Origin of the sequence: Clostridium sp. AF34-13 (assembly GCF_003477845.1) — a bacterium.
Classification (GTDB): Bacteria; Bacillota; Clostridia; order Lachnospirales; family Lachnospiraceae; genus Butyribacter; species Butyribacter intestini.
Map to the genome: position 1 here is coordinate 58,102 of NZ_QUEB01000012.1, position 24,991 is coordinate 83,092.

26 protein-coding genes are annotated in these 24,991 nt (G+C 34.7%); 19 read left to right on the forward strand and 7 right to left on the reverse strand.

What is annotated here, in order from left to right; all coding sequences use genetic code 11:
* Positions 1-218: 218 nt before the first annotated feature.
* The 3 genes from DWZ63_RS11175 to DWZ63_RS11185 are packed head-to-tail and all read left to right on the forward strand — an operon-like array spanning position 219 to position 3,474.
* Positions 219-899 (forward strand): ABC transporter ATP-binding protein, encoded by a 681-nt coding sequence (locus DWZ63_RS11175; protein WP_118499937.1) that lies wholly within the window; start codon positions 219-221, stop codon positions 897-899.
* Positions 883-2,652 carry a hypothetical protein gene (locus DWZ63_RS11180; protein WP_118499938.1) on the forward strand — a complete coding sequence of 590 codons (1,770 nt, stop codon included), beginning with the start codon at positions 883-885 and terminating at the stop codon, positions 2,650-2,652. Before DWZ63_RS11175 ends, DWZ63_RS11180 begins: the two co-directional genes overlap by 17 nt.
* Positions 2,653-2,685: 33 nt before the next feature.
* The gene (locus DWZ63_RS11185; RefSeq protein ID WP_118499939.1) at positions 2,686-3,474 is read left to right on the forward strand and encodes a hypothetical protein; all 789 of its coding nucleotides are present in this window, start codon (positions 2,686-2,688) and stop codon (positions 3,472-3,474) included.
* A 108-nt stretch (positions 3,475-3,582) separates the two neighbouring features.
* On the opposite strand, the gene DWZ63_RS11190 is transcribed toward DWZ63_RS11185, so the two are convergent.
* From DWZ63_RS11190 to DWZ63_RS11200, 3 genes are all read right to left on the reverse strand, one after another.
* A complete protein-coding gene (locus tag DWZ63_RS11190) occupies positions 3,583-3,906 on the reverse strand; it encodes a hypothetical protein (RefSeq protein ID WP_118499940.1) in 324 nt (107 codons plus the stop codon).
* 15 nt (positions 3,907-3,921) lie between these two features.
* Positions 3,922-4,377, reverse strand: a complete 456-nt coding sequence (locus tag DWZ63_RS11195) for a hypothetical protein (RefSeq protein ID WP_118499941.1) — start codon at positions 4,375-4,377, stop codon at positions 3,922-3,924.
* A gap of 63 nt (positions 4,378-4,440) precedes the next feature.
* Positions 4,441-4,794 carry a PadR family transcriptional regulator gene (locus DWZ63_RS11200; protein WP_055940729.1) on the reverse strand — a complete coding sequence of 118 codons (354 nt, stop codon included), beginning with the start codon at positions 4,792-4,794 and terminating at the stop codon, positions 4,441-4,443.
* A gap of 454 nt (positions 4,795-5,248) precedes the next feature.
* Here DWZ63_RS11200 and DWZ63_RS11205 point away from each other — a divergent pair, with 454 nt between their 5' ends.
* The 7 genes from DWZ63_RS11205 to DWZ63_RS11235 all read left to right on the forward strand — a co-directional run bounded on the left by DWZ63_RS11205 (position 5,249) and on the right by DWZ63_RS11235 (position 12,117).
* On the forward strand, positions 5,249-6,871 hold the full coding sequence (locus tag DWZ63_RS11205; RefSeq protein ID WP_118499942.1) for a hypothetical protein: 1,623 nt from the start codon (positions 5,249-5,251) through the stop codon (positions 6,869-6,871).
* Entirely contained in the window at positions 6,868-7,716 is an 849-nt protein-coding gene (locus tag DWZ63_RS11210) for an ATP-binding cassette domain-containing protein (RefSeq protein WP_118499943.1), read from the forward strand. The genes DWZ63_RS11205 and DWZ63_RS11210 overlap by 4 nt, the downstream gene beginning before the upstream one ends.
* Positions 7,695-8,321, forward strand: coding sequence for a hypothetical protein (locus DWZ63_RS11215; RefSeq protein WP_147353229.1), 627 nt, complete (start codon positions 7,695-7,697; stop codon positions 8,319-8,321). The genes DWZ63_RS11210 and DWZ63_RS11215 overlap by 22 nt, the downstream gene beginning before the upstream one ends.
* A gap of 72 nt (positions 8,322-8,393) precedes the next feature.
* A complete protein-coding gene (locus DWZ63_RS11220; protein WP_118499945.1) occupies positions 8,394-9,653 on the forward strand; it encodes a hypothetical protein in 1,260 nt (419 codons plus the stop codon).
* A gap of 4 nt (positions 9,654-9,657) precedes the next feature.
* Entirely contained in the window at positions 9,658-10,524 is an 867-nt protein-coding gene (locus tag DWZ63_RS11225) for a hypothetical protein (RefSeq protein WP_055940739.1), read from the forward strand.
* A gap of 114 nt (positions 10,525-10,638) precedes the next feature.
* Positions 10,639-11,274, forward strand: a complete 636-nt coding sequence (locus DWZ63_RS11230; protein WP_022013936.1) for an ATP-binding cassette domain-containing protein — start codon at positions 10,639-10,641, stop codon at positions 11,272-11,274.
* Positions 11,275-11,280: 6 nt separating this feature from the next.
* The gene (locus DWZ63_RS11235) at positions 11,281-12,117 is read left to right on the forward strand and encodes a hypothetical protein (RefSeq protein WP_118499946.1); all 837 of its coding nucleotides are present in this window, start codon (positions 11,281-11,283) and stop codon (positions 12,115-12,117) included.
* On the opposite strand, the gene DWZ63_RS11240 is transcribed toward DWZ63_RS11235, so the two are convergent.
* Positions 12,118-12,402: a helix-turn-helix domain-containing protein gene (locus DWZ63_RS11240; protein ID WP_118499947.1), complete on the reverse strand. Its 285-nt coding sequence runs from the start codon at positions 12,400-12,402 to the stop codon at positions 12,118-12,120.
* Between the two features lie 340 nt (positions 12,403-12,742).
* Here DWZ63_RS11240 and DWZ63_RS11245 point away from each other — a divergent pair, with 340 nt between their 5' ends.
* On the forward strand, positions 12,743-14,752 hold the full coding sequence (locus DWZ63_RS11245; RefSeq protein ID WP_118499948.1) for a hypothetical protein: 2,010 nt from the start codon (positions 12,743-12,745) through the stop codon (positions 14,750-14,752).
* Positions 14,753-14,852: 100 nt separating this feature from the next.
* Here DWZ63_RS11245 and DWZ63_RS11250 read toward each other — a convergent pair whose 3' ends face one another.
* On the reverse strand, positions 14,853-16,811 hold the full coding sequence (locus tag DWZ63_RS11250; protein WP_118499949.1) for a HAMP domain-containing sensor histidine kinase: 1,959 nt from the start codon (positions 16,809-16,811) through the stop codon (positions 14,853-14,855).
* A complete protein-coding gene (locus DWZ63_RS11255; protein ID WP_055940754.1) occupies positions 16,783-17,490 on the reverse strand; it encodes a response regulator transcription factor in 708 nt (235 codons plus the stop codon). Before DWZ63_RS11255 ends, DWZ63_RS11250 begins: the two co-directional genes overlap by 29 nt.
* Before the next feature lie 305 nt (positions 17,491-17,795).
* Here DWZ63_RS11255 and DWZ63_RS11260 point away from each other — a divergent pair, with 305 nt between their 5' ends.
* Both DWZ63_RS11260 and DWZ63_RS11265 read left to right on the forward strand, forming a co-directional pair.
* A complete protein-coding gene (locus tag DWZ63_RS11260) occupies positions 17,796-19,091 on the forward strand; it encodes an ATP-binding protein (protein WP_118499950.1) in 1,296 nt (431 codons plus the stop codon).
* A 167-nt stretch (positions 19,092-19,258) separates the two neighbouring features.
* Complete coding sequence (locus tag DWZ63_RS11265; protein ID WP_182431509.1) at positions 19,259-19,783, forward strand: hypothetical protein; 525 nt, start codon at positions 19,259-19,261, stop codon at positions 19,781-19,783.
* A 99-nt stretch (positions 19,784-19,882) separates the two neighbouring features.
* Here DWZ63_RS11265 and thrS read toward each other — a convergent pair whose 3' ends face one another.
* Positions 19,883-21,655: a threonine--tRNA ligase gene (thrS, locus tag DWZ63_RS11270; protein ID WP_055940763.1), complete on the reverse strand. Its 1,773-nt coding sequence runs from the start codon at positions 21,653-21,655 to the stop codon at positions 19,883-19,885.
* Between the two features lie 611 nt (positions 21,656-22,266).
* Here thrS and spoVT point away from each other — a divergent pair.
* The 6 genes from spoVT to DWZ63_RS11300 all read left to right on the forward strand — a co-directional run bounded on the left by spoVT (position 22,267) and on the right by DWZ63_RS11300 (position 24,960).
* Entirely contained in the window at positions 22,267-22,812 is a 546-nt protein-coding gene (gene spoVT / locus DWZ63_RS11275; RefSeq protein WP_055940767.1) for a stage V sporulation protein T, read from the forward strand.
* Between the two features lie 139 nt (positions 22,813-22,951).
* Positions 22,952-23,227 carry an HU family DNA-binding protein gene (locus DWZ63_RS11280; RefSeq protein WP_022013927.1) on the forward strand — a complete coding sequence of 92 codons (276 nt, stop codon included), beginning with the start codon at positions 22,952-22,954 and terminating at the stop codon, positions 23,225-23,227.
* A 213-nt stretch (positions 23,228-23,440) separates the two neighbouring features.
* Positions 23,441-23,680: an RNA-binding S4 domain-containing protein gene (locus DWZ63_RS11285; RefSeq protein ID WP_022013926.1), complete on the forward strand. Its 240-nt coding sequence runs from the start codon at positions 23,441-23,443 to the stop codon at positions 23,678-23,680.
* 284 nt (positions 23,681-23,964) lie between these two features.
* Positions 23,965-24,270 carry a sporulation protein YabP gene (yabP, locus tag DWZ63_RS11290; RefSeq protein ID WP_055940771.1) on the forward strand — a complete coding sequence of 102 codons (306 nt, stop codon included), beginning with the start codon at positions 23,965-23,967 and terminating at the stop codon, positions 24,268-24,270.
* The gene (gene yabQ / locus DWZ63_RS11295; protein ID WP_022013924.1) at positions 24,267-24,617 is read left to right on the forward strand and encodes a spore cortex biosynthesis protein YabQ; all 351 of its coding nucleotides are present in this window, start codon (positions 24,267-24,269) and stop codon (positions 24,615-24,617) included. Before yabP ends, yabQ begins: the two co-directional genes overlap by 4 nt.
* Positions 24,580-24,960, forward strand: coding sequence for a septum formation initiator family protein (locus DWZ63_RS11300; protein ID WP_082440563.1), 381 nt, complete (start codon positions 24,580-24,582; stop codon positions 24,958-24,960). Before yabQ ends, DWZ63_RS11300 begins: the two co-directional genes overlap by 38 nt.
* Positions 24,961-24,991 lie beyond the last annotated feature (31 nt).

Here is a 24,991-nt window from a genome sequence, read left to right on the forward strand (position 1 = left end):
CACATCAGGCATATTATGTTTGATGTGCCTTTTTCGTTAGTGTCTCTTTATTTTTCAGATATGTACTTTTTTCTTAATATTCAGTCCGGTATCTCCTTATTTTTTGCTCAGTCAATATGAATTTGTAAGAAACTTGTAAGAAAATTCTCTGCCAAATGAAAGAAAGATAAACTACTATATAAAAAACGGATAGTGATGTTTAAAGGGAGGGGAAAGGCATGGAATTATTGAGATTAGAGCATATTACAAAAAACTTTGGAAAGGGTGACGGAAAGGTTGCTGCATTGAGGGATATTTCTCTTAAGATAGATGAGGGAGAACTTGTGGCAATAATAGGAAAAAGCGGTTCGGGAAAATCTACTTTGTTAAATATAATTGGCAGTCTGATGAGGTCGGACGGAGGTGAATATTATTATAAAAACAATAAAATGGATTTTTCTAAGGAGCGTGTTGCAACGGAGTTTCGCAAAAATAAGATTGGTTTTATAGTTCAGTATTTCGGATTGATAGATGATAAAAATGTATATCAGAATGTTGTATTACCTCTTAAATATCAGAAAAGAAAGAAAAGTGAGATAAGAAAAAAGGTTACTGAGACACTCAGATATTTTGAGATAGAAAGTAAGATAAAGGCTTATCCTAACCAACTGTCGGGAGGTCAGAAACAGAGAGTCGCAATCGCAAGAGCAGTAGTGAAAGAGTCGGAGATAATACTTGCGGATGAGCCGACAGGAGCTTTGGACGAGGAGAACGGAAGAAATGTTATGAAAGTTTTAAAAGAACTGAATGAGAGCGGAAAAACGGTTATTATTGTTACGCATGACAATAAGATAGCCGGACAGTGTAACCGTATAATAGAAATCAGGGATGGAGAGATTGTGGATGAAAATAAGAAATAAATTACCTAAGGGAAGTATTATATTGTTTCTTGTTGTTATGCTTCTTGATTTGTGCGTGCTGATGATAATTTCAAATTATCTTGAAGTCAGCTATTTAACTGAGAAAGTCAGAATGATATATGGTGAGATTACGGTTTCATTTTTTATATCATTTATAATAGGTTTCAGTTATTGGTTTCATTGCAGATTTAGTTTTATCGAAGCCGGAAGGATAATGGGAGCATCAAAGTTTCAGATAGCCATAAATCTTATATCGGAGTTTGGGACTGCGGTGTTGGCTGGAAGTGTGGCAGGTTCACTGCTCACAATGGCTGCAAGATTTTTGGGGATAATTAAAAAAATGAATATATCGGTGATAATCATAGTTTTTTTATTGATATTTCTGACAGGAACAGTATTTACTTATATAAATTTATGCAGGACACTTAAATACGGACGCATTAGAGCGTTAAGATTTCATGATGCCATGCTGGTAGTACAGTTTGTAGTATTTTTTGTTTTGTTTATTGAAATAGGTACATATTATGTAAATATCGATACCCAGAAGTGGGTTGAAAATGAAAAAATGGGATATAAGTTTTATACATTGCAAAATAATGATGATAAAAATACAATACACTATGAAAATCAGCCTGATTTTTATAAAAATGTGAGAAATGCGATAGCACAGATTGATAAACAAAAAGATTTTATGTATATGAGGGCTGATATGTCATCAGTCAGTGCAGATGTGGATTTTGATGGATTAAAAAAGCATTTAAAGAACTCTGATTACAGACTGTTTACAACTTCTGCACAGGAGAGCTTTGGTGATGTTGATTTTGCTGATGAGCCTGAGGAGTCAGAAAACGGCAGAAAAATTATTTCACTAGCGGTATGTCAGATGGATAAAAATGCGTCAGATATTTATCTTAATCAGCTTGATAAGGGAAGAAAATTTAATAAAAAAGATTTCACTTATAAATTTGAACAAAAGACATTTCCTGTAGTTTTGGGAAATAAATATGAGAAATATTATAAGCTCGGAGAGACATTCGGGATAAAAGGATTTGGAAAGGCAAAGATAACAGGTTTTTTAAAGGAAAATGTAGAATTTATATCGGACAGGACACTTGAGCAGAGAGGTGGAAATAAGAAACTGCTTGATTATTATATTATAATGCCAATTTTTGACATAAAAGATGATGCACATAATTCAAGCCAGAAATTTTTTATGCAGATGAATTATTTTAATTTTGACAATGGAACTATAGTTATGAGTGAGGACAGCAGTAATGCAGATGTTCTTGCAGTCCAGAAAAAGATTAATGAGATTTTAAGAGATAATCATCTGAATGTCGGATATTGTGTAAATTCAACACCTGCGATAATTACATTTTTAAATCAGTCGGAAAAATTTGTGAATACACTGTTTTTGTTTGTTATATTGATAGCCGTGTCAAATGCTTTTTCATTTATGCTGAATATAACGGTAAAGATAGAATTAAATAAGGACAAGTTCGGAATACAACTGATGAACGGACGGAGCCGTAAAATGATACTTATTGAATTTGCCGGAAATATACTAATGCTTGTATTTATTGCGGCAGTTGCAGCGGCTTATATAATAAGGGCATATTTTTATCAAAATATCATATTTGCCGTGATATTAGCGGCTGAGGCAGCCGGCAGTGTATTACTTGGAATTTTGGTGCTTGGAATAAAGCTGTCAGGAACAGATGTGGAATTAATGATGAGGAATCAGAATGGTTAAGGTATAGATTATGCGTGAAAGTGAGGTCTTGGCATGAAAAAGAAATTTATGGTCTTGGTATTTTTTCTGATAATAGGCATAGTTACAGGATGTTCAAAGAACGAGAACAAAAGTGAAAAAGCTGATATTTCTTTTGCGGATATATCGGCAGAATATTTCGCTTCACAGGATTTTGCAAAGAATTTTGAAGTAAAATCGAGTGGTGTGGATTATAAGGAAGTAAAGTATTTATCAGGAGATGGTAAAGAAATAAAAGGATGGGGCGGCAAGATAAAAGTCAGGGCTAAGGGGAATGTGACAAACAAACAGGCTTTAAAGATTGCCGAAGCATCATTGGTAAAGTATATGGATAACGGCTCATCAAATGTAGTCATGTATGAATGTGAGGTTGATGATAAGAGCGGTAAGGCGATAAAGAATGTGTCCGTAGGATATGCGGACTATGATAGGAGTACGACGGCACAGCTTAAAGAGGATAAAAATTCGGTAAAATCTGATAGCATGGATGCTTCGGTGTCTATTTTAAAAGGTACTAAAAATAATGATATTAAAAATACAAGATACTTTTTCGACTGCCTTGAAGATGGAGAATACACTTATAATGATAAGAAAACAGGAGAAAAAATTGACGGAGAATGGTATATGGCAACGGCAGTTGTCGTGAAACAGGAAAATAAAAAGAAACTCAAAGAGCTGTTGATTAAAAACGGAAAAGATTATCTCAAAGATAATGATGATAATGGCAGTATTTATAAGGGAGTTGTGATTAAACTTGTTGAGAATGATAAGGTTGTGGAAAAGGTGGTTGTTTTGAAAGGGTAGAATGGACTTCCTTTATAGTGTTATATACTAACAAAGACCGCATATATAAGTGACGATATATACGGTCTTTGTTTTAAATATTTTATAACTAATAAGTGTTAAGCACATTTATTTTATTTTATAATAATATATAGGTGGATGTAGTTGATTAGCAATAAATATAACAACTATACAAATTAAAACAATTATAATAAAAATCAAAAATAAAATTTTTAGGTTAATCTGAAATTTTGGTGTGTCAGATAAAAAAGCAAGTTCTTCATTGATAAATAGTTTTTTTAAATCATCAAATGTAGTATCAGGGTGTTCTTCAAGATAACTGAGTATTTCATCAGTAAGAAGTCTGCGTAATTTACGCCTTTCAGCAAAAGGATATTTATTGAAAGGGTAAGCTTGTTTTACTATTTTTTTTATCTGTCGTGCTGTAATCATATAGCTGCTCCTGTTTTATTTAGCATAGTCAGTTCCAAAATTGTAAGTTTTTATTGCTGGCGGGTTTGTTTCATGTGTAAAAGGATTTATATTATCGTCAATCTCATCAGGAGCCCCCTGTATTTCAATATCATATCCTCTTGAATAATCCCATTTACCATAAAAGTATTTAGCAGTATGTACTATAAGAAATACACTGACTATAATAATAGAAAACGCAATTGCTCTACGAAATGCTTTTTTGACTGTTGCAGCTATTGAAGGTATTTCGTAGAAAGTGCTCAATTCCTGAGGATTTCCAAATGTAAGTTGTAAATCTTCATATGTATAGTCTGTATTTTCCTCTGTATATGTTGTTAAAGAGTCCTTTAACTGTTCTATAAATAGTTTTTTTGATTTATAATTACCATGACAGTCTTTTTTAACATCATGGAGATATTTTTTAAGTGCTTTATTTTTTTTATGTTTCATAATTTTTCCTCTTATATTTATAGTGCCCGTAGTTGTTTTTATATATTAAAAATCAGATTTCAGTCAGGATATGGTTCCGGTTTTCTGCATAATCAAACTGATTGCCTGTGTTATTGTATTGTATTCATCAATGATTTTTTGCAGATATTCGCGACCGGCATCAGTAATAAGGTAGTAAACTCTGGTTCTTTTGATGCCCACCTTGACCTGTTCAAAACTTAGGTAACCATTTTGTGTGAGACGATATAATGTCGGATACATGGTAGTCTCCTTAAGCTCATACTTTCCCTCGCTAAAGTCAGAAAGTTCCTGAGAAAGCTGATAGCCATATTTTTGTTCTTTTTGCAAAAGCAATAATAGAACTAATTCTATGGTTCCATGTTTTATATTATTTTTGTTTCTCGTTGTTTTCGGCATAATCATTCACCTTTCTGTGAACAGTGTACTATATTTAATGCGATATGTCATCATTTTTCAAAAAAATACAGTACACTATTTAATAATATTACAAGTAATTTTATATGTCAATATAAACTATAATAAATAGTATAGCATAAATACCTTTTAGTAAATAGTATTTGACAAATAATATAAAAAGTGATAATGTTTTGAATTGAGAGAAAGATATATGTGTATTTTGAAGAAAAAGTGCCGTGGATATGCAACTTTGAGTAATACAAATTAAATTATCAAGACAATTCATAATGCTGTAAGATAATAAGGGTGGGAGATATGAATTGTTTGTTTAGGGAGAAGACATTATGTTTAAATTAAGTTTTAAGAGATTTATTAAAAATAAAATTATGGTTTCGATTATGATATTTATTTTTTTCCTGATTACGATATATATATTTAGGGATAGTGAAATTAAATGGGTAGACAGACCATATCTGCCAATACAGGACAGTCTGAAAATAATGCCTATATTATTTTTTTGTTTAGCATATTATCTTATGAGATATTTTATCAGATAAAAAAGGAAAGTTTACAGGAGACGATATACGCAGGCAGATTTGGAAAACAGAAGCAGTTTTTTTATGATTTCTCTATAGTGTTTATTCTTGATATTTTGACAGCAGTATATATTTTTGCAGGTTATCTGAGATATTATAATATAAAGAATATTACTAATTCTGTATATATATGGTATTCATTTAGAGTATTGATTATCTATGTTGTTTTGAATTTACTGACGGCAATATTTTTTGGATTTTTTTCAGCACAGTTTACCAGAAGAATTATTGGAATAAGCATATTAATATGTAGTTATTTTATTATTAGTGATACATTTAATCTTTTTTTACAGGATCTTTTTAGACATAGTTATGAAATGTGTAATAAATCATTAATATTTGCATTGTTTTATAGGAGTGCAAATACATTATTAGATGACAATTATTTTCTTACGGCAGAGAATACGCACATTTATAGAATTATCTTTTGGATTTTATTATGTATAACACTTGTCTGTATAAAAAATAAGAATGCTTTCATAAAAAAGTTTGTTTTGTCAGCAGTAACAGTGGCATCATTGATAATTGCCCAGATGCCTTCGGGTGCTTGTTATATGTTTGATGTTGCCTCTAATTCGGATGCATGGACACATGAGCAGATTTATTATGATGAATATTTATCAAAATATGATACAAATAGTGGAAACATTATTAAAAAGGTAAAAAAATACCATGATAATTTTAAAGCGGTCAGTTATGATATGACATATGAAATATCAGATGTTTTAAATGGAAAGGTGGAAGTTGTACCTGACAAAACAAATTTAAATGAATATAAGTTTACAATGTATCATGGTTACAAAATAAAAAATATAACAAATGAAAAAGGAGAAAAATTAAAATATTCAGTAACGGGTGGAGATTATATAAATATAATCAATACAAAAGAAAGTATAAAGAAGATTGTTTTTGAATATTCAGGCTTTTGCAGATTTTTTTATGCGACAACCCAGGGGGTGAATCTTCCGGGAAGTTTTGCTTATTATCCTATACCCGGATGGCATATGGTTTATAACAATGATGAACAGAAATATGCTCATAATTATCTTAAGAATAATCCGAAATTCAAAGTCAGTGTTTTAGGTAAAGGACATTATAATGTTAATGTAAATCTTGAAGAGACGGATAAGAATGGAAATTATCAATGTTTTAGTGGGAACACAACAGGCTTGACAATTACAGGAAGTCCTTATTTTGTGGAAAAGAAATACAAAGGAATAAATCTTTTATATTCGGCTATGAACAAAGATCTTTTTACAACAGGTAAGGAATATGTTGATATTCTTGTTAAAATGTTGAAAAAATACGGATTTGATTCATCAGGGAAAAAGGTTGTTTTATATGATACTGGTGGAGAACAATATTGTTGTGTTACTAATACGGGAATTTATGGCAGACTGATGGACTTTCCGGATTATATACAGAACTTGAAAAAAAGTGATAAAAATTATTTTAAATATGCGCTGGAGGGTGAAAAATGAGTTCGGAAATAAAAAACAGATTGGAAATATGCAATATAGAAAAGAAATTTAAAAAGAATGAAGTGTTAAAAAAATTGAGCTGTACTTTGGAAAGTGGGGTATATGCTATCCTGGCACCAAACGGTGTCGGAAAGACAACTTTGATGCGTTGTATTGCAGATATTTATACATATAACGGTGAGATTTTGTTTAATGGAAAAAATATAAAAAAACAAAAAATAAAGATAGGTTATCTGCCACAGCAGTTTGGGCTGTTTCCGGAGCTTACGGTTTACCAGATGATGGAATATTTTTGCAATCTTAAGAAAATTTCAAAGAAAGATAGAAAAGCTGCGATTGATAGCTGTCTGAAGCAGGTAAATCTTTATGATAAAAAGGATGAAAAGAACAGAAAGCTTTCGGGAGGAATGGTTAGGAGAGTTGGCATTGCACAGGCAATACTCGGTGAACCTGATGTTATCCTGCTTGACGAACCTACGGCAGGACTTGACCCTGAGGAGAGAATGAGATTTAAAAATATCATAAATAATCTCACGGGCAATAGTATCGTACTCATATCAACACATATAGTTGAGGATGTTGAGGCGTGCTGTGAGAGTGTGCTTATAGCAAGTGACGGAAAGATAAAAAAGCAGGGAACGGTCGAGCAGATACAGGAATGTGCAAAAAACAGGATAATAGAGATACCGGAAGAAGCTCTTGGTGATGACAATATACTTTTTGTAGAGAAGTCATATATAAAGGATGGAAGAAAAATATATCGTGTTATTACAAAAAATGTCATTGAAGATGGTATTGAGCCCACAGTGGAGGATGGTTATTTATGTTTACTGAAAGAAGATTAGGTGCGTGGTTTGAAAAGATAAGACTTGAATGGAGAGGACTTGGAAAAACAAAATATCTCCCGTTTATAGTCAATTACATAGTATTACCGTTATTTGTAGTAGTTTGTGCAAATGCTTCATATATGAATAAGGAAGATTATTATTTTGCAGAAAACGGTTCATATTTTATTCCTTTTATGTCGGTATGGTGGATGATACTTATATTGCAGGAATATGTTGAAGGGATTGGGAGTGAAGTTATAAGGATATATGACAAAAATAAGATGCCGGAGATGTTTTTTTACTTTGCAATATATATTTTAAGCATTATTCCTATTTCTGTGTTTGCGGTTAAAGTTTGGAAAGTTGATGTTGATACAATAGAAATGTTTATGGCTCAGAGTGTATTTTATTTTGGTCTGATAATATTTATGACATTCACATTCAGGTCGATACTTGCGGCGGTGGTATCTGTATTAGGATATACGCTGTTGTCGCAGTCGATACTTGATGAGATATGGGAAAAGTTTAGGTTAAATGATTTCAGGGATGTTAAGGGATATATTTTTGTCGGAGTATGTCTGTTGATACTTGGGATTGTTGAGAAAAGGAGAAAAATGGCGTAGGCATGATTGCTTTAAAAACGATAATAATATAGCGTATAATAAGGTGGGAACTTAAGAAGGAGAAAAGGTAAAATGAACAAAAAATTAAGATACATAGCTATGACTTTTGTCAGCATTATTTTGGTATGTTGTTATATGGTGCGTATATCATATGTAAACAAAGATAATGCTAAGGCTGAGGTTGAATATGTTTCGGACAGTAAATCTGTGCAGGCAGGAAATCTTAAAATTGAGGTGGCGGAGCAGAAGTTATATGATGTGGCAGAATATGTTAAAGAATATCCTGAAATCAGGAATTTATATACATATAAAGGAAGTTATTATGAAAAATTTGATGGGGGAAATGATGTTTTACGCTCATATAAGAAAATCTTTTTTGTTGTTCTGAAAGTTACAAATACAGGTGACAAGACAGAAGAAATCCCATATTTTGAATATAAACTGTATGTTGATAAAAATTATGCTTTTGATTTTTTACCGACAGAGGTGGAATACATAAATAAGGCTTCGGGGATAGGCGTAAAATCCCAATGTTCATATAAGGTTAAACTGGTATATCAGATAAGCGACAGGGTTTTTGATAAAGACATTTATAAAAATATGCAAAATATGGATAACTCTATTATGGTATCGGGGTATCCTGTGATGAAAAATATAAAATTGTCGCATACAGAATATGTAAAAGCGGATGATGATGCGAAACTTATCTATGAGGACCTCGTTAAAAATGATACCGAGGAAGTCTCATTGCCTGACACTAAGGAGAACACCATATTAAAACAGGATGAACCATATGTAAAAAATGGTATTAAGGTATATGCGGAGTCTTGTGAGATATATCGGAAAAAGTTTAGTGGATATAAGGAACTTGGCGAGGATGTTGATGGAGAACCGTTTAACAAAGCCTGCATTGGGAAAGATGATAAAATAATCTGGTCTGACAGGTATGGCAACAAGAAAGCAGATTTTAGTATTGTTGTTGTGAATTTCACATTTGTCAATGACACAAAAAGCGACAGATCAATATACTTTTATCCAATGTTACATAATTATATCGGAAAAATGACTACAGAATTTTATTTTATGAGTATGGACAAAAATGTTAAGTATAAAAAATACAGTTCAATTTATACGGTTGGTGCCGGTTCTGAGGTCAATGTAAAGAGTATATTCTATCTGGCTGAAAATCATAACGATAAGGATAAATATTATAGGTATTATATTGGGGATGATAGTAAAAAGCTGTATATAAGTTTAGCGGATGCTGACAGTGAAAATTATAATCTGGAAAAAGGTCAGGCAGCCGGTGGAATATTTATGAGGGTGAGGTGATAAAATGTTTCGATTTGAATTGAAAAGATGTATGAAGGGTAGAGGTTTCAAAGCGGCTTTTTTAATCTCACTTATATTGGCGGCAGGTCATTTTACTGCATTTTGTATATGTTTTTTGCATAATGAATATGGTGGTATCATAACGGATAAAGAAGCTGTTAAGTTGTTAAAGGCAGGTCAGAGTGTGCTTGGAATATATCCTGCAAATATTTTTGAGGGATTTATAGGCGGTGAACAGTACACTTTTTGGAATGGAGTTTATTTTTATCTGTTGCCGATAATTGCCGTATTGCCGTTTGGGACAAGCTTTTTTGAAGATGAGGACTCAGGATATTTAAAAAATATATATATCAAAAAGAAGAAAGAGATTTATCTGGTATGTAAGTTCATAGTTACATTTATTTCAGGGGGAATTGCAGCGGGACTTCCTTATGTCTTTAGCTTTATGATGAATTTACTTTATGTTCCGGCAATAAAACCAAATCAGCTTGCAAGACATAATTTTGTCAATCAGCTAAACAATATGTCTGACTGGTATTATGAAAAACCGTTTCTTTATTTTGGAGTATATCTGCTTATCATAATGCTTTGTGGCGGTGTTTTTGCAACATTATCGTTATGTGTTTCATTTGCCGCTAAAAATAGTCTTTTTGTAATGTTTTTTCCATTTTTATTTAACATTTCATTTGATTATGTCGCAATGGAATTAAAAATAGAAAAATATGTTCCGTCCAATATTATGAATCCTATGATGACAGAGTATATAAAGGGAAGAAGTATGTTTTCTGTATTTACTGAGATTTTTGCCGCAATACTGTTGTGCTTCGGATTTTTCGTTGTGCTGAATAAAAAGCGGGAGCGGATAGTGTGAAAAATTGTTAAATGGTAAAGATTTGGACGGTATGGAATGCAATCATTGTTTATTGCAATATGGATGTGAAAAATAGTAAATATGTGCTGATTATAAGATTGGGAGGGAGAAGTTTTGAAAATAGAGATTAAAGACCTTTATAAGGAAATAAAGAAGAATGTTATTCTTGACAATGTAAATATAACGCTTACAGGCGGAAAGATATATGGTATTCAGGGAAAAAACGGATGTGGAAAGACGATGCTCATGCGCAGTATAGCAGGACTTGTGATACCGACACGCGGAAGTATAATCATAAATGGAAAAGTGCTTCATAGGGATATTTCAATACCTGAAAGTATAGGGGTTCTTATTGAAAACCCGTCTTTTTTGCCAAGATATTCGGGATATGAAAATCTGAAAATGCTCGCAATGCTTGATGATAAGGTGTCTGATGGAGAGATAAAAGATTTGTTGGAGAAAGTTGGGCTTAAAGATGCGGCAGATAAAAAGTTTGGAAAATATTCACTTGGAATGAAACAAAGACTTGGCATTGCGGCTGCCATTATGGGAAGTCCTGAGATCGTACTTCTCGATGAGCCGATAAATGCGATTGATGGCGAGGGAGTCGAGCAGATAAGACAGTTGATACTTGGACTGCGTGATGAAAACAGGGTAGTTCTGGTTGCCTGCCATGATAAAGAGGAAATGCAGCTGCTTGCAGATGATATTATTTGTATGCAGCAGGGCAGGATTGTTGAAAAGGGGTGACGGATAGTGAAAATAATGAAGATGCTTAAGCATGATTGGCTGGAGGGAATATGGCACAGAAAACTTTATCTTATACTTTCGGTTCTGGCAGCATTTTTTTCCTGCACGGGGATACACTCATCAATTATAGAACATCAGAAAACGGAAAATATATCAAATGGTACATTTATGGATTATTGGATTTATCTTGTAGATGGCTGTCAGGCATATAAATTTGACTGGTATAATTCATTTGTAATTCCGATAAGATGGATATGTTTTATTACTTTTTTGCTTATCGGTGTCAACAATTATATGCTGAGTGATTTAAAAGGATGGGGTTATCAGGTTCTTGTTCATTCTAAGAGCAGGTTAAACTGGTGGATAAGCAAGCTGATGTGGAGTATAAGTTATACATTATGCTATTTTTTTGTGAGTTTTTGTACTGTACTTATCTATTGTATTTCAAGGAATGTTGCTGTAAATTTTAAACCGACTTTGGATATTATGAAATCACAGGCAACCGAGTCTTTTATGAAATTTGGGAATAGAAATTTATATGTGGCGGTGTTAATCCTGCCATTACTTATGGCATTGTTTTTAAGTATTATACAGATGGTGTTAAGTTTGTATATCAGACCGGTGTATGTATTTATTATAATGTTTATATGGCTTGTAGCATCTGCCTATAAGAAGTCATGGCTGCTGGTTGGGAATCTTGGTATGCCATACCGTATGAAGCCTGTACTTAAAAGTGGATTTAGTACGGTTCAATGTTTTTTTGTACTGATAGCTGCAAGTTTGATATGTATTATATGGGGTTATCTGAAATTTAGAAAAAGAGATATATTTGAGAAAGAGTAATCAGTCAAGCATATCTCTTACCATAAAAGCAAGCCGCAATTGTATGCGGTTGTCGAGGTCAGATATATCCATGTCGAGTATATCCTGTACTTTGTTTAATCTGTAATTTATTGAATTGCGGTGCACATAAAAGTGTTCCGCAGTTTTTTGCACACTGCCGTTATTTTCAAGATAATATTTTAAAACTTCAAGTATATTGCTGTCGTTATTTTTATCATATTCGATAAGCTCACCGAGAGTGTCATTATAATAATCTTTAAAAACCTCTTTATCTGTTATGCTCATAAGTAGATTGTAAATTCCTAAGTCTTCAAAATGTAGAAAGATTTTAGATGTGGCTGTGCATTGATGATTTTTAATCGTTAGTGTACAGCCTGTTTTTAATGTATAGGAAAATGTTCGTAATGTAGTGTGACACCAGGAGCAAAACGCTGTTTTTGCTATTTTTTTCAGTTAATTATAAACAACTTTTTGTCTTTTTTGTGAATTTCGGGGGTAGATTTGGACGGATTTTGGGTCGATTCGTGCAGGGTATCACAATAAAAGAGTGGCGGGTAGTATAATGTGATGCAATGAAGCAATCCGTGGCATTATTTTGGGGATTAAGAAAGGAGATGTGATAGATATGAAGAAGCGTATTATGTCATTGTTATTGGTTTTGGTTATGTTTTTTAGCGTTTTGCCGATTATGCCGGCACGCAGGTCTGCAGCGGAGGAAACAGAGACTTTATTTGACAGATACATTCCGGTCAATCAGGCATATTCTGCAAAGGTAAGTCCGTTCAGCGTTACGCAAGGAGTAAGTTACAGTTTTTCTATCGGTACCAGATTTAAGGATGAAACAGCAGAGACCATTATATTTGCGGATGAACTTAAGCGAAGTGAGATGCAGGGACAGTTTTTTAAGATAAATTATCTTGGTACTGTTGGAACTTTGAAAAAGGCTGATATAATGAAATATTTCGACCTTAAAGAAAATGACTATCTGCAGGTAATGGGGGATCCTAATGCAGTGATTTATGAGAATACGAGAAAGTGGCTTACAAAGGACAGCATCATTATTTCTGTTGATCTTTATGACGAAGACAAAAACTTTGTCAGAACTGTTAGTCCGACTGCGGCTATCATGGCAGCAGGACCTGACGGACAGTTTGTTACCTGTTCCATGCCGCAGGGATATACCTGTTCCATTTTTTTCTCAACACAGGACAATCTGTTTAAAGGAACAGACGATAAGAGTTCAAGTGTTTATACGCATTTTAATGCTGAACATATATGGCTGGAGGACAAAAGTGTTGCGGATAATCTTATAAGTTCTACAGACAGTAAATTAGATTATAAATATACGCAAAATGCTGAGCTTAAGGGCACACCACAGTACATGACAAACAACATATTAAGTGTCAATGAATTTATTGCTCCTGATAAAACATATTATCAAGTCGGACACAAAAAAGGTGATGTAGATCCAAGTGTCATGAACAAAGTTGAGAATGTTACGGATTACTCGGAGAATGTTATTTCGGTGGCTGACGGAGTTACAAGGAGAACAGTTTTAGCTTCAGATGGTACACTCTATGGTATTTCAAGCAATTATGAAATGAAAGAGCTTGCAAAAGGTGTTAAACAGGCGGGTATGCTGCATTATCTGACAAATGACGGAGAAGTAAAAGAAATCAAAAGCGGAAAGACAATAGCGGCTGATTGTAAAGCATTTTCTGAACACCGCTATGGCAGAGTTATCGGTGTATTGAAAAATGACGGCGTTTTCACGATGGGTTACACATACCTCGGCGAAGAAAAATATTATAAAAAGGGACTTGTATATGGAGAGCTGAAAAATGTAAAGACTATCGTTCCGGGTGGTGTATGTACTAAAAACGGTAAATTCTATCGCTGGGTAGAAGATGTTGAAATCGGTGGATATACGATGGATCCAAGTAAGGGGTCATTTTCACAATCTTATACACTTAATCTTAAACTTGAACTTTTAACATCGAATGCAGTGCGTGTTTTTCCGTATGAGTATTACACAAGGCAGAAAGATTCAATCAACTCAGCGACCGGAACTATTGAAGTTGCAAAGACCGGTTTTGTTGAAAATGCTGACGGTCAGATGTGGGCATTTGGTTTACAGGATACTGAAAATATGGGTACTATGACGGATAGTAAAGGTACAAAGTCTCTTATAAGACATATATTCCCGGTATATCAGAGCATAAAAACTTCAGGATTTGACAATGGAAACTTTGCCGGATTTGTGCCTGAGGACAGCAATGTTGTATCTATGCTCGTAAACAATCATTGTTCTAATGAAAGACCTGTTGTACTTAAGTCAGGGGTTGATTATCTCACAGATGTACCGGGCGGTTACAGAGGACTTGATGGTTATGCATATGTGTTTGACAATGATGTAGATGATGGCACGCCTATAAGAAGTTTTAAAAAGAAATCAACTGCTTTTCATTATCTTCATGACAGAAGCGAGATATTTAGTGCAATCAATACTACAACAGGAAGAAAGACAATGCCTAATCTGAATCTTTTGCCAAATGTTGCGAGAAGTTCTTACCGGATGGATAAAATGTGCTGTTGCCATAAAAAGACATCAGCACATTTTTGGCTATTATTGTGAGTTAAAGTTACAATAAAATTGATGTTGGGGTCAAAAGGTATTTTGCCCCTTGCATCATAAAAGTATAGCTATGAAGAAAAATTTTTATTAAGTGTTTGTATCAGTCTTTATCGGCTGCAATGGGAAAAACGATGATTACATTGAACTGGTCGCCATCAATTTTTATTTTAAATGTGCCACCGCAGGCATTTGTAAATTCTTTGGCTATCGAAAGTCCAAGTCCGTTTCCTTCTGTGTTTCTTGCCTTGTCACCGCGGCTGAATCTTTCGAGTATTTCTTCCTCCGTGAAATCCATTTCATAAGATGAAGTGTTTTTGAGTATAAGTTTCACTGTACTTTCTTCGGTGGTTTCAGTTATAAAAATCCGTGTTCCTTTTAGTGAATATTTAAGTGCATTTCCTATAATGTTCTGCATTACACGGTAAAGTCTGCTTCCATCCGAATTTATGAAAATATCTTTTTCAGGCATTTTTAATTTAATGTCAAGTCCGCTTTTTTGCACGGCATCATCCATATCGGTGAGAGTCTGGACGATGAGTTTGTTAAGGCTTAAATTTGTTTTTTTAATTACAAGTTCACCACTTGCCGTCTTTGCAAGTTCAAATACATCAAATACCATTTTCTTTAAATGAATGGCTTTTTTTGAGATTATTTCTATATAATCTACTGCTTCAGGCGGCAGGTCGTCGCGTCTTTCAAGCAGGTCAACATAGCTTATGATTGATGTGAGCGGAGTTTTAAGGTCGTGTGAGACATTTGTTATAAGCTCCGTTTTCATGCGTTCACTTTTTACCTTTTCGGCGAGACTTTTCTCAAATCCTGCACCTATATTTGAAAGTTTTAATATTGACTCATAAAATGTGCTGTCTGCTGCGTCTGCCGTATCAAATTTGTAGTTTCCATTGTAGATTTCATCAATATCTTTCTCAAGCAGGCTGCAGGAGCTTATGACTTTTGATGAAAAATAGTGGTAGATTGCAAAAATTAAAACATATATTACAAAACAGCCGCAGCACAGTCTGCAGTAACTGTCACTTGTCACATAATAAGCAAGATTATACCATTTATCCGGAACCCAGTCAGAAAGCGTATTTAATGAGTAACCGACTGGTATAAGATTTATAAAATATTCTCTTAGCATTGTAAATATAATAAGAAAAACGGCAATCAGTGCAACCAATATAGTTGAGCTTATAAAAAGGAATTTAACGCCTTTTTTGGTGCACAGCGGATAATATATATGCCCCGTAATAAATATCCGTATATTGTGAAGAAATTTTCTCAATGCCTTTGCGTAAAATGTTATATATCCTTTCATGAAAAGATGGATATACAAAAGATAAAGTGCTGATATGACGGCAAGCGTTGTTATTATCTTTATACAGGTGCAAAGGGTCTGCCATTGTGATTTTTGAGCGTTAAATATATCAGTGTTATATATCAGTAATATTACTGCTGAATCGCCTGTTTCATAGTCAAACACATCTTCATAGTCATAACCGTTTGTTTCGAGAATATCCGAATGAATAAGGTTCGTATTATTTGAAACGGCGACTACACGTGTTGTTGATGTATCAAACTTTTCAGTAATACATTTTGTGAGTGCATCTTTTCGCTGGATATTGTAGGTCTGGAGCATCAATTTGTTCTGCTTTATAGTAGTTGAAAGCTGCTGCATCTTTAAATTTATCTCATTGTTGCAGGCTTCGTGGTCGATGAAGATATCGACATTTTCACTTATATACATTTTTGCATACAGATAAGAAAAATCCCTGCCCATTTCCTTACTCTTTTTCGCACCGTCAACGGCATTGTTTTCGTAGCTGCATATTTTTTTAATATCTTTGCATATCTGTCTTGCGTATGCAGCCGAGCGTCCATATTCAGTTTCAGATAAAGCATCACGGTAAATTCCGTTTCGTGCAAACAATATCAATAATATTCCGGTAATGATAAGAATAAATACAGAAATGTAAGTTAATATTGATATACTTTTCTTTTTTGACCTGAGTACGGGCAGTTTTTTAGTTTTAGTTATATTTTTCAATTTTATAGCCAATTCCCCACACCACCTTTAAATATTTTGGCTCGCTTGGATTTATTTCAATCTTTTCGCGAATTCGTCTTATATGTACCATAACCGTATTTTCAACACTGTAGGCAGTTTCATTCCATATATGTTCATATATTTCTTCTGCTGAAAATACCCGTCCAAGATTGTGCATAAGATAATTGACAATCTTGTATTCTTTTGCCGTAAGCTTAACTGCCCCGCCATCGACAAAAAGCTGTTTTTTTGTGACATTCAGTTCAAGACCGAGATTAGTTATGATTTCTTCGTTTGAAGAAATATTGCCGTATGAACCGAGTTTTAAGTATCTCCTTGTCTGTGACTTTACTCTTGCCAGAAGCTCTGACGGAGCATACGGTTTTGATATATAATCATCCGCACCCATTGAAAGACCGAGAACAATATCACTTTCCTGCGTTTTTGCTGACAGCAATATAATAGGAATGTTTTTTTCGTTTCGTATCTTCATGGTAGTTGTAAGTCCGTCCTGATTTGGCATCATAATGTCAAGTATTATGAGATGAACCGTATTCTGATTTAAAATATCTATAGCATCTAAACCGTCATAAGCCTTTAAGGTTTTGTAACCCTCGCTTTCTAACAGTTTGCATATAGCATTAACAATTTCTCTGTCATCATCAACGACAAGTATATTTATGGTTTCCATAGGAATCTCCTTTGCTTAAGCTTAAGTATGATTATATATTAAACTAAAAGTCTGATATTTTCCAAAGATATTTCTTACGAATTTCTTAAATGATGATGTTTGTGGAAGTTTTTTATTTACCGGACCAGAGTCAGCCGACAGCTTTTTTATTTACAAAAATTGTAGAAAAGATATTCATGCCAAATAATGTAGAAAATATAAAAATATTCGTGTAAAATAATGTTAAAATTCCTGTAAAAATCATTGATTTTCACAGGAATTTTATTTATACTATAGTCAGTATCTTTGAGAACGGGGGGCTGGTTATGTATAGGAAGATTGCAGAATTTTTAGAAAATTGGAAAGAAAGCGAGCATCGTAAGCCGCTTATTTTACAGGGAGCAAGGCAGGTTGGCAAGACATATTCCATACTTGAGTTTGGGCGTACAAATTATGAAAATGTCGCTTATTTTAATTTTGAGACTAATCCGAAATTAAATGAAACTTTTGAGGAAAATATCAGTCCGGATTATCTTATACCGATTTTATCACATATTGCAGGACAGACTATTATAAGAGAAAAAACGCTTATAGTGTTTGACGAAGTGCAGCTTTGCGAGAGGGCATTGACTTCTTTGAAATATTTTTGTGAGGATGCTCCTGATTATCATATAATCGTGGCAGGGAGTCTGCTTGGTGTAGCAGTCAACAGGGCAAAGTTTTCGTTTCCGGTCGGAAAGGTGGATATGAAAACTCTTTATCCTATGGATATGGAAGAATTTATGTTGGCTATGGGGGAGGATAGTCTTGTAGAAAAGATAAGAGAGTGCTTCGAGACAGACAGTCCGATGCCGTCGGCACTACATGATGCAGCAATGCAGTTATACCGCCAATATCTTGTGGTTGGTGGGATGCCTGAATGTGTAATGCTTTTTAAAGAAACTAGGGATTATATACTTGTTCGTCATACACAGGACACGATACTTGCAAGTTATCTGAATGATATGAGTAAGTATAATAATTTGAATGAAATCAAAAAAACAAGGCTTGCATATGATAATATCACTGTCCAGCTTTCAAAGAGGAATACACGCTTTCAATATAAACTTATTAAGAAAGGCGGACGGGCTTCCGAGTTTGAAAATGCTATTGAATGGCTTTGTCTGTCCGGTATAGTATCGCAGGTTTACAAGGTGGAGCAGATTAAAAAGCCGTTAGAAAATTATCGTGATATTGATGCTTTTAAAATTTATGTATCGGATTTGGGACTGCTTTGTGCAAAAAAAGATTTGGCTGCGAACGATATTTTATATATGGTGGAGGAACTTAATGATTTTAAGGGCGGTATGGCAGAAAATTATGTTAATGTGCAGCTTAGCATAAATGGTTATAACATATATTATTGGGAGTCGGCGCGTGGAGCTGAGGTGGATTTTATTATTCAGCGTGACGGCAGACTTATTCCTATAGAGGTGAAATCAGCTGACAATACCAGAGCAAAGAGTTTAAAAATTTATATGGACACTTATAAGCCTGACTATGCCATAAAGATTTCAGCAAAGAATTTTGCATTTGAGGATAATAAAAAAATTGTTCCATTGTATGCGGCATTTTGCATCTAATTGTAAATTTTATAACTACAAATATCAAAATAAAATATAACATTATTATATATTGTTATGTTATACTTAACAAAAGAGAAATAAGATGTCGGATAACCAAAACTGTTTGGAGGTGGCAAGATGGGGAGATTTGTAAATCCGGGCAATGTTTAAGGGTAGTGAGCTGTATGATGAAAGAAAAGTTTAAAAGCTACTGGTCGCAGACCGGAACTTATGAAGCGGTAGTTCCGTTGATAAATATGGATTTTGACGGCTTGAGGACATCAGTGATTGAGATGCTTTCGGGAAATGCTGCCCCGGTTGATATATCATCTTTTCAGAATGATGCGGTTAATTTTACAAATAAGGGCGATATACTGACATATCTTATTCATCTTGGTTATCTTGGATATGATGAGGATAATAGGACAGCGTTTATTCCGAATGAGGAGATAAGACAGGAATTTACAAAAGCGGTCAAAAGGAAACAGTGGAATGAACTGATTGAATTTCAGAAAAAATCTGATGAATTATTAAATGCAACGCTTGATTTAGAAGAAGATGCCGTGGCTGAACTGATTGAGCAGGTTCACATGGAGTATGCTTCTTCTATACGGTATAATGACGAAAATTCTTTGAGCAGTGTTCTGACGATAGGTTATCTGAGTGCCATGAAATATTATTTTAAGCCTGTAAGACAATTTAATCAATGATTATGATAGTTGTTTAACAATTACCTATATAAAATAAACAGCGGCAGGAGTAACACAGTACTCCTGCCGTTGTTTTGTGTATTTTAAGCTCAGTTATTACTACATCCCGATATGTGTTCTGAGTTTGCCCTTAATCTCAGTGTCAAGTTTCTCAACAAACTCATCGAGTGGAAGAACAGTAGTCTTTTTCTCACCGTGGAGACGGAATGAAACTGTTCTTTCGTCTTTCTCATTAAATCCGACAACGAGAAGATAAGGTACTTTCTGAATCTGTCCTTCACGCATACGGTAACCGAGTTTTTCTGAACGGTCATCGAGGTCTACACGGACTTTGTTTGCTTTGAGTGCGTCACATATTTCTTTTGCGTAAGCGTTAAGTGAGTCATCATCTGTCTTAACAGGCATTACACGAACCTGCACAGGAGCAAGCCATGTAGGAAGATTTCCTTTTGTCTCCTCAAGAATGTATGCCATAAAGCGGTCGAGTGAACCAAGTATTGCACGGTGAAGTACAACAGGTGTTTTCTTTTCGCCGTCTCTGTCAATGTATGAGAGGTTGAATTTTGCAGGGAGACAGAAGTCAAGCTGGCAGGTAGAAAGTGTAATCTCATTTCCGACAGCAGGCTGAACATTAACATCAAGTTTAGGTCCGTAGAAAGCAGCCTCTCCGATTTCCTCAGTATATTCAATGCCGAGTCCGTTCATTACGTCACGAAGTGCAGATTCTGCCTTGTTCCACATCTCATCATCATCGTGGTATTTTTCTTTGTTCTCAGGGTCGCGAAGTGAGAGTACACAGCGGTAATTTTCAATACCAAAGTCTTTGTATGTGCTGAAAATGAGGTCTACAACCTTTGTAAACTCATCTTTTATCTGTTCAGGTGTTACAAAGAGATGGGCATCGTTCTGGCAGAAATGTCTTCCACGCTCAATTCCCTTTAATGTTCCGCTTGATTCATAACGGAAGTCATGTGCAATCTCACCGATGCGAATAGGGAGGTCTTTATATGAATGTCTTTTGTTTGCATATATCATCATGTGGTGAGGACAGTTCATCGGACGAAGTACAAATGATTCACCTTCCATTTCCATAGGAGGGAACATATTTTCTTTGTAGTGATCCCAATGACCTGATGTTTTGTAGAGGTTTACTGTACCTACACATGGAGTCATAACATGGAGATAACCGAGGTCTCTTTCTTTATCTTTAATGTAGTTTTCAAGTTCCTGCCAGATTGTATATCCCTTTGGTAAGAACATAGGAAGTCCGCGGCCTACAAGGTCATCGACCATGAAAAGGTTCATGTCTTTACCAATTTTTCTGTGGTCTCTCTCTTTTGCTTCTTCGAGAAGTGTGAGGTGATTTTCAAGTTCCTCTGGAGTTGGGAAACATACACCGTAAATTCTCTGGAGAACCTTATTGTTGCTGTCACCTTTCCAGTAAGCACCTGAATGGCGGATAAGCTTAAAGTTGCGGCAGAGCTTTACATTGTCTACATGAGGTCCGCGGCAGAGATCTGTGAAATCGCCCTGGTCGTAAACCGTAATATTTCCATCCTCAAGGTCAGAGATGAGGTCAAGTTTATATTCATCGTCCTTAAACATCTCTAAGGCTTCTGCTTTAGAAACTTCTCGGCGGAAAATCTTCTTTCCTGATTTTGCGATTTTTTTCATTTCTTTTTCAATCTTAGCGATGTCATCATCATGGATAACATCCTCGCCGAGATCTACATCATAGTAAAATCCCTCAGCTACTACAGGTCCAACCCAGAATTTTGCCTGTGGGTAAATATGTTTGATAGCCTGTGCCATAAGATGAGCACATGAATGGTTTAATGTGTTTAACTGTTCGTCATTTTTAAAGTTTACCATTGATTTTATCTCCTTTTTTGATTTTTGGGAAAACAAAAAACACCTTTAGATATAATATAATCATATCTAAGGGTGCTTACGCACGTTTCCACCTTAATTTTTAACTCAGAAAAGTACATCCGTTTAAATTATGCTAATAACATCAATTAAATAATTGGAATGTCTTTTACAGCTTATAACGCAGCTACACGGTCACGCTTCAAAATATTTTGAGATAAATATTTCTTCTACGCACGGCTCGGGAGTGGTTTTCATGAAATCTGCCCATAAACGGCTTACAGCAAAATGCCGTTCTCTCTGGATGGCAGGATAACATTACTTGTTCCGTCATCGCCTTTAAAAATATATAAATATTTGTCTGCTACATATTTAGCAATGTTCTTTGAAAAACTTCATTTATTTTAACATAAAGTTTTTGCAAATTCAATAGGTTAATTTGTCTGTTACCATAAAAAGGTACTTAACAATACAATGAACAAGCTCATTGTATTGCCAATTATCTTTTTATGGCTGAACTGTTACTTTTTATGTGCATAATAAAACAGAAATTTCCACATAATAACTTCAAAGCATATTCATAGAAAAAAAGAAATGGAGGAAATAACCGGGATATGAAAGCAACGGGAATTGTACGAAGAATAGATGATTTAGGAAGAGTTGTTATTCCAAAGGAGATAAGGCGTACTTTGCGTATCAGAGAGGGAGATCCGCTGGAGATATATACTGACAGAGAAGGAGAGGTTATTCTTAAAAAATATTCGATGATAGGCGATATAGGACAGTTTGCAAAACAATATGCTGATGCACTGTCACAGACAACAGGTTATCTTGTAATAGTGACGGACAGGGATATGGTTATTGCGGCTTCGAGCGGAGTGAAAAAAGATATGGTGGGAAAGCATATAAGCAGGGAACTTGAAAAGGCAGCTCTTGACAGAAAGATAATCCTGACAGACAGCAGTAAAAAGGAGTTTTGCAGGGTGGCAGATGACATGGAGGGAGATTATATTGAAGCAATAGCTCCTATTATATGTAATGGTGATGTGGCAGGTTCTATTGTTTTTCTTAATAAAAATACAGAACGAAAATTTGGGGAAACAGAGCAAAAAATGATAGCTGTTGCGGCAAGTTTTTTAGGCAAACAGATGGAGGGGTGACATTAAATATGAAAAAAGGCTAAAAAACCTTGATTTTATGGGATTTTTAGCATAAAAAACCTTGACAAAAGGGGATAATGAGGGTATAAATAGATTTGTAAGTTTTTACGGAAATACAAATATCGAGGAGGATTTATCCATGAACAAAACAGAGTTAGTAGCAGCTATAGCTGAAAAAGCAGAACTTTCAAAGAAAGATTCAGAAAAAGCTTTAAAGGCATTTATTGATGTGGTTACAGATGAATTAAAGGCTGGAGAGAAGATTCAGTTAGTAGGATTCGGTACATTTGAAGTTGCTGAGAGAGCAGCAAGAGAAGGAAGAAACCCTACTACAGGTGCTACAATAAAGATTCCTGCTTCTAAGGCTCCTAAGTTTAAAGCTGGTAAGGCTTTAAAGGACGCTGTAAACAAATAAGATAAGATTTGTATTTTGAGGCAGACTTGAATTTGAGGGCAGGTTCTAAGTACAACGAGTAATTATAATATTCAAATATTTGATTTTCGTTGTATCTGAACCCGCCCTTTTTCTAAAATATTGTGAAATATATTTTTGATACCCGTGATTTGTGTTTGGGCACACACGACACAAATCTCATATGAAAAAATGTGTGCAGAAATGAGATATAGTATGAGATTAGATAAATATTTAAAGGTTTCAAGACTTATCAAAAGAAGACCGGTAGCAAATGAAGCGTGTGATGCCGGCAGGATTACGGTAAACGGAAAGGTTGCAAAAGCATCCTTGAATGTTAAACCGGGAGACATCATTGAGATAAGTTTTGGTGATAAACAGGTTAAAGTAGAGGTGCTTAGCATCGAGGAAACATATAATAAGGAAGCGGCAAAAGAGCTTTACAAAATGTTGTAATAAAAAACACTCTCCGGCATATATTGATTTATAAAATAGGTAATTGCGAAACTAACTATATGTTGTGTCAATTGCACAGCTATAACAAATAATATCGTCGGCACGCTTTCGCTATGTTGTCGTTCGTAGCAGTACATAAATCAGCAAAAAACGCTGATTAAGTGCTGACGACGACAAAAATGCCGACTAACACTATTTGTTATATCTGCACAATTTAATCAAGATTTATGATAGTTTCGCAAACGCCTAATTGATTTATAAAAAGATGCAAGGAGGGTGTTTTTTTGGAAGAGAAAAGTTTACAGCGACAGGGCGGTGTGGCAAAGGGAGTACATAAAGTGTATCTGAATGCACGAAAGTCGGCTGTTATGTCAGGGGTTAAGGATGTGCTTTCGTTTGATGCAAAGGAAGTATATTTAGAAACGGAACAGGGAGTTCTTCTTATAAAAGGTGACGAACTTCATGTAAACCGTCTTTCACTTGAAAAAGGTGAGGTTGATGTTGACGGCAGGATAGATAGTTTTGCGTATTCTGATGTTGAGGAAGCTGGAAAGAAAGCAGCATCATTTCTTGGGAGACTTTTTCAATGAGTGAGATTATACATGGACAGGTTTTGTATCTGCTCGCAAGCACCTGCTGCGGCATGGTGTGTATGTTCTTGTACGGCTTTGTCAGGATTTTTGAATTATTTTTGAAAAAGAATATGATTTTAAAGATAATCATTGATGTTTTATTCTGGATGGCACTGTCGATTCCCGTTTTTTATATTTTTTATGAGATAAATTCCGGAATAATAAGATGGTATGGTGTATTTATGCTATTTGCAGGGATGATTTTATATGAAAAGGGAATATATACTCCGGCAAAGAAAATTATTGAAAAAATCATAAAAAAGGTGTATGATAAGAACATATTTAAAAGTCGTAAAAGCCTTTAGAACAGGCGTTTGCGGAAAGGATGGTGATAACATGGCACGCCAGCATTATGGTCATAAAAAACATATGAATAAATTTACGATTACAGGGATTATAGTATTATGTGCAGTGCTTTGTTTTACTGTTCTTTATCATAAGTCAGCATTAGATGCAAAGTGCAGAGAGTACAAATCCCAGATTTCTGAACTTAAAAAAGAGAAAAAAAGTGTTGATGAACGCAAAGAAGATCTTAAAGAGTTTGAGAAGTATGTAGACACGGACGAGTATGTAGAGCAGATTGCGAGAGAGCGTCTGGGTCTGGTATATAAGGGTGAGGTTATCTTTGAACCTGATGACTCAAAGTGAGCTAAGATTGCGAAACATTAAAATGACATAT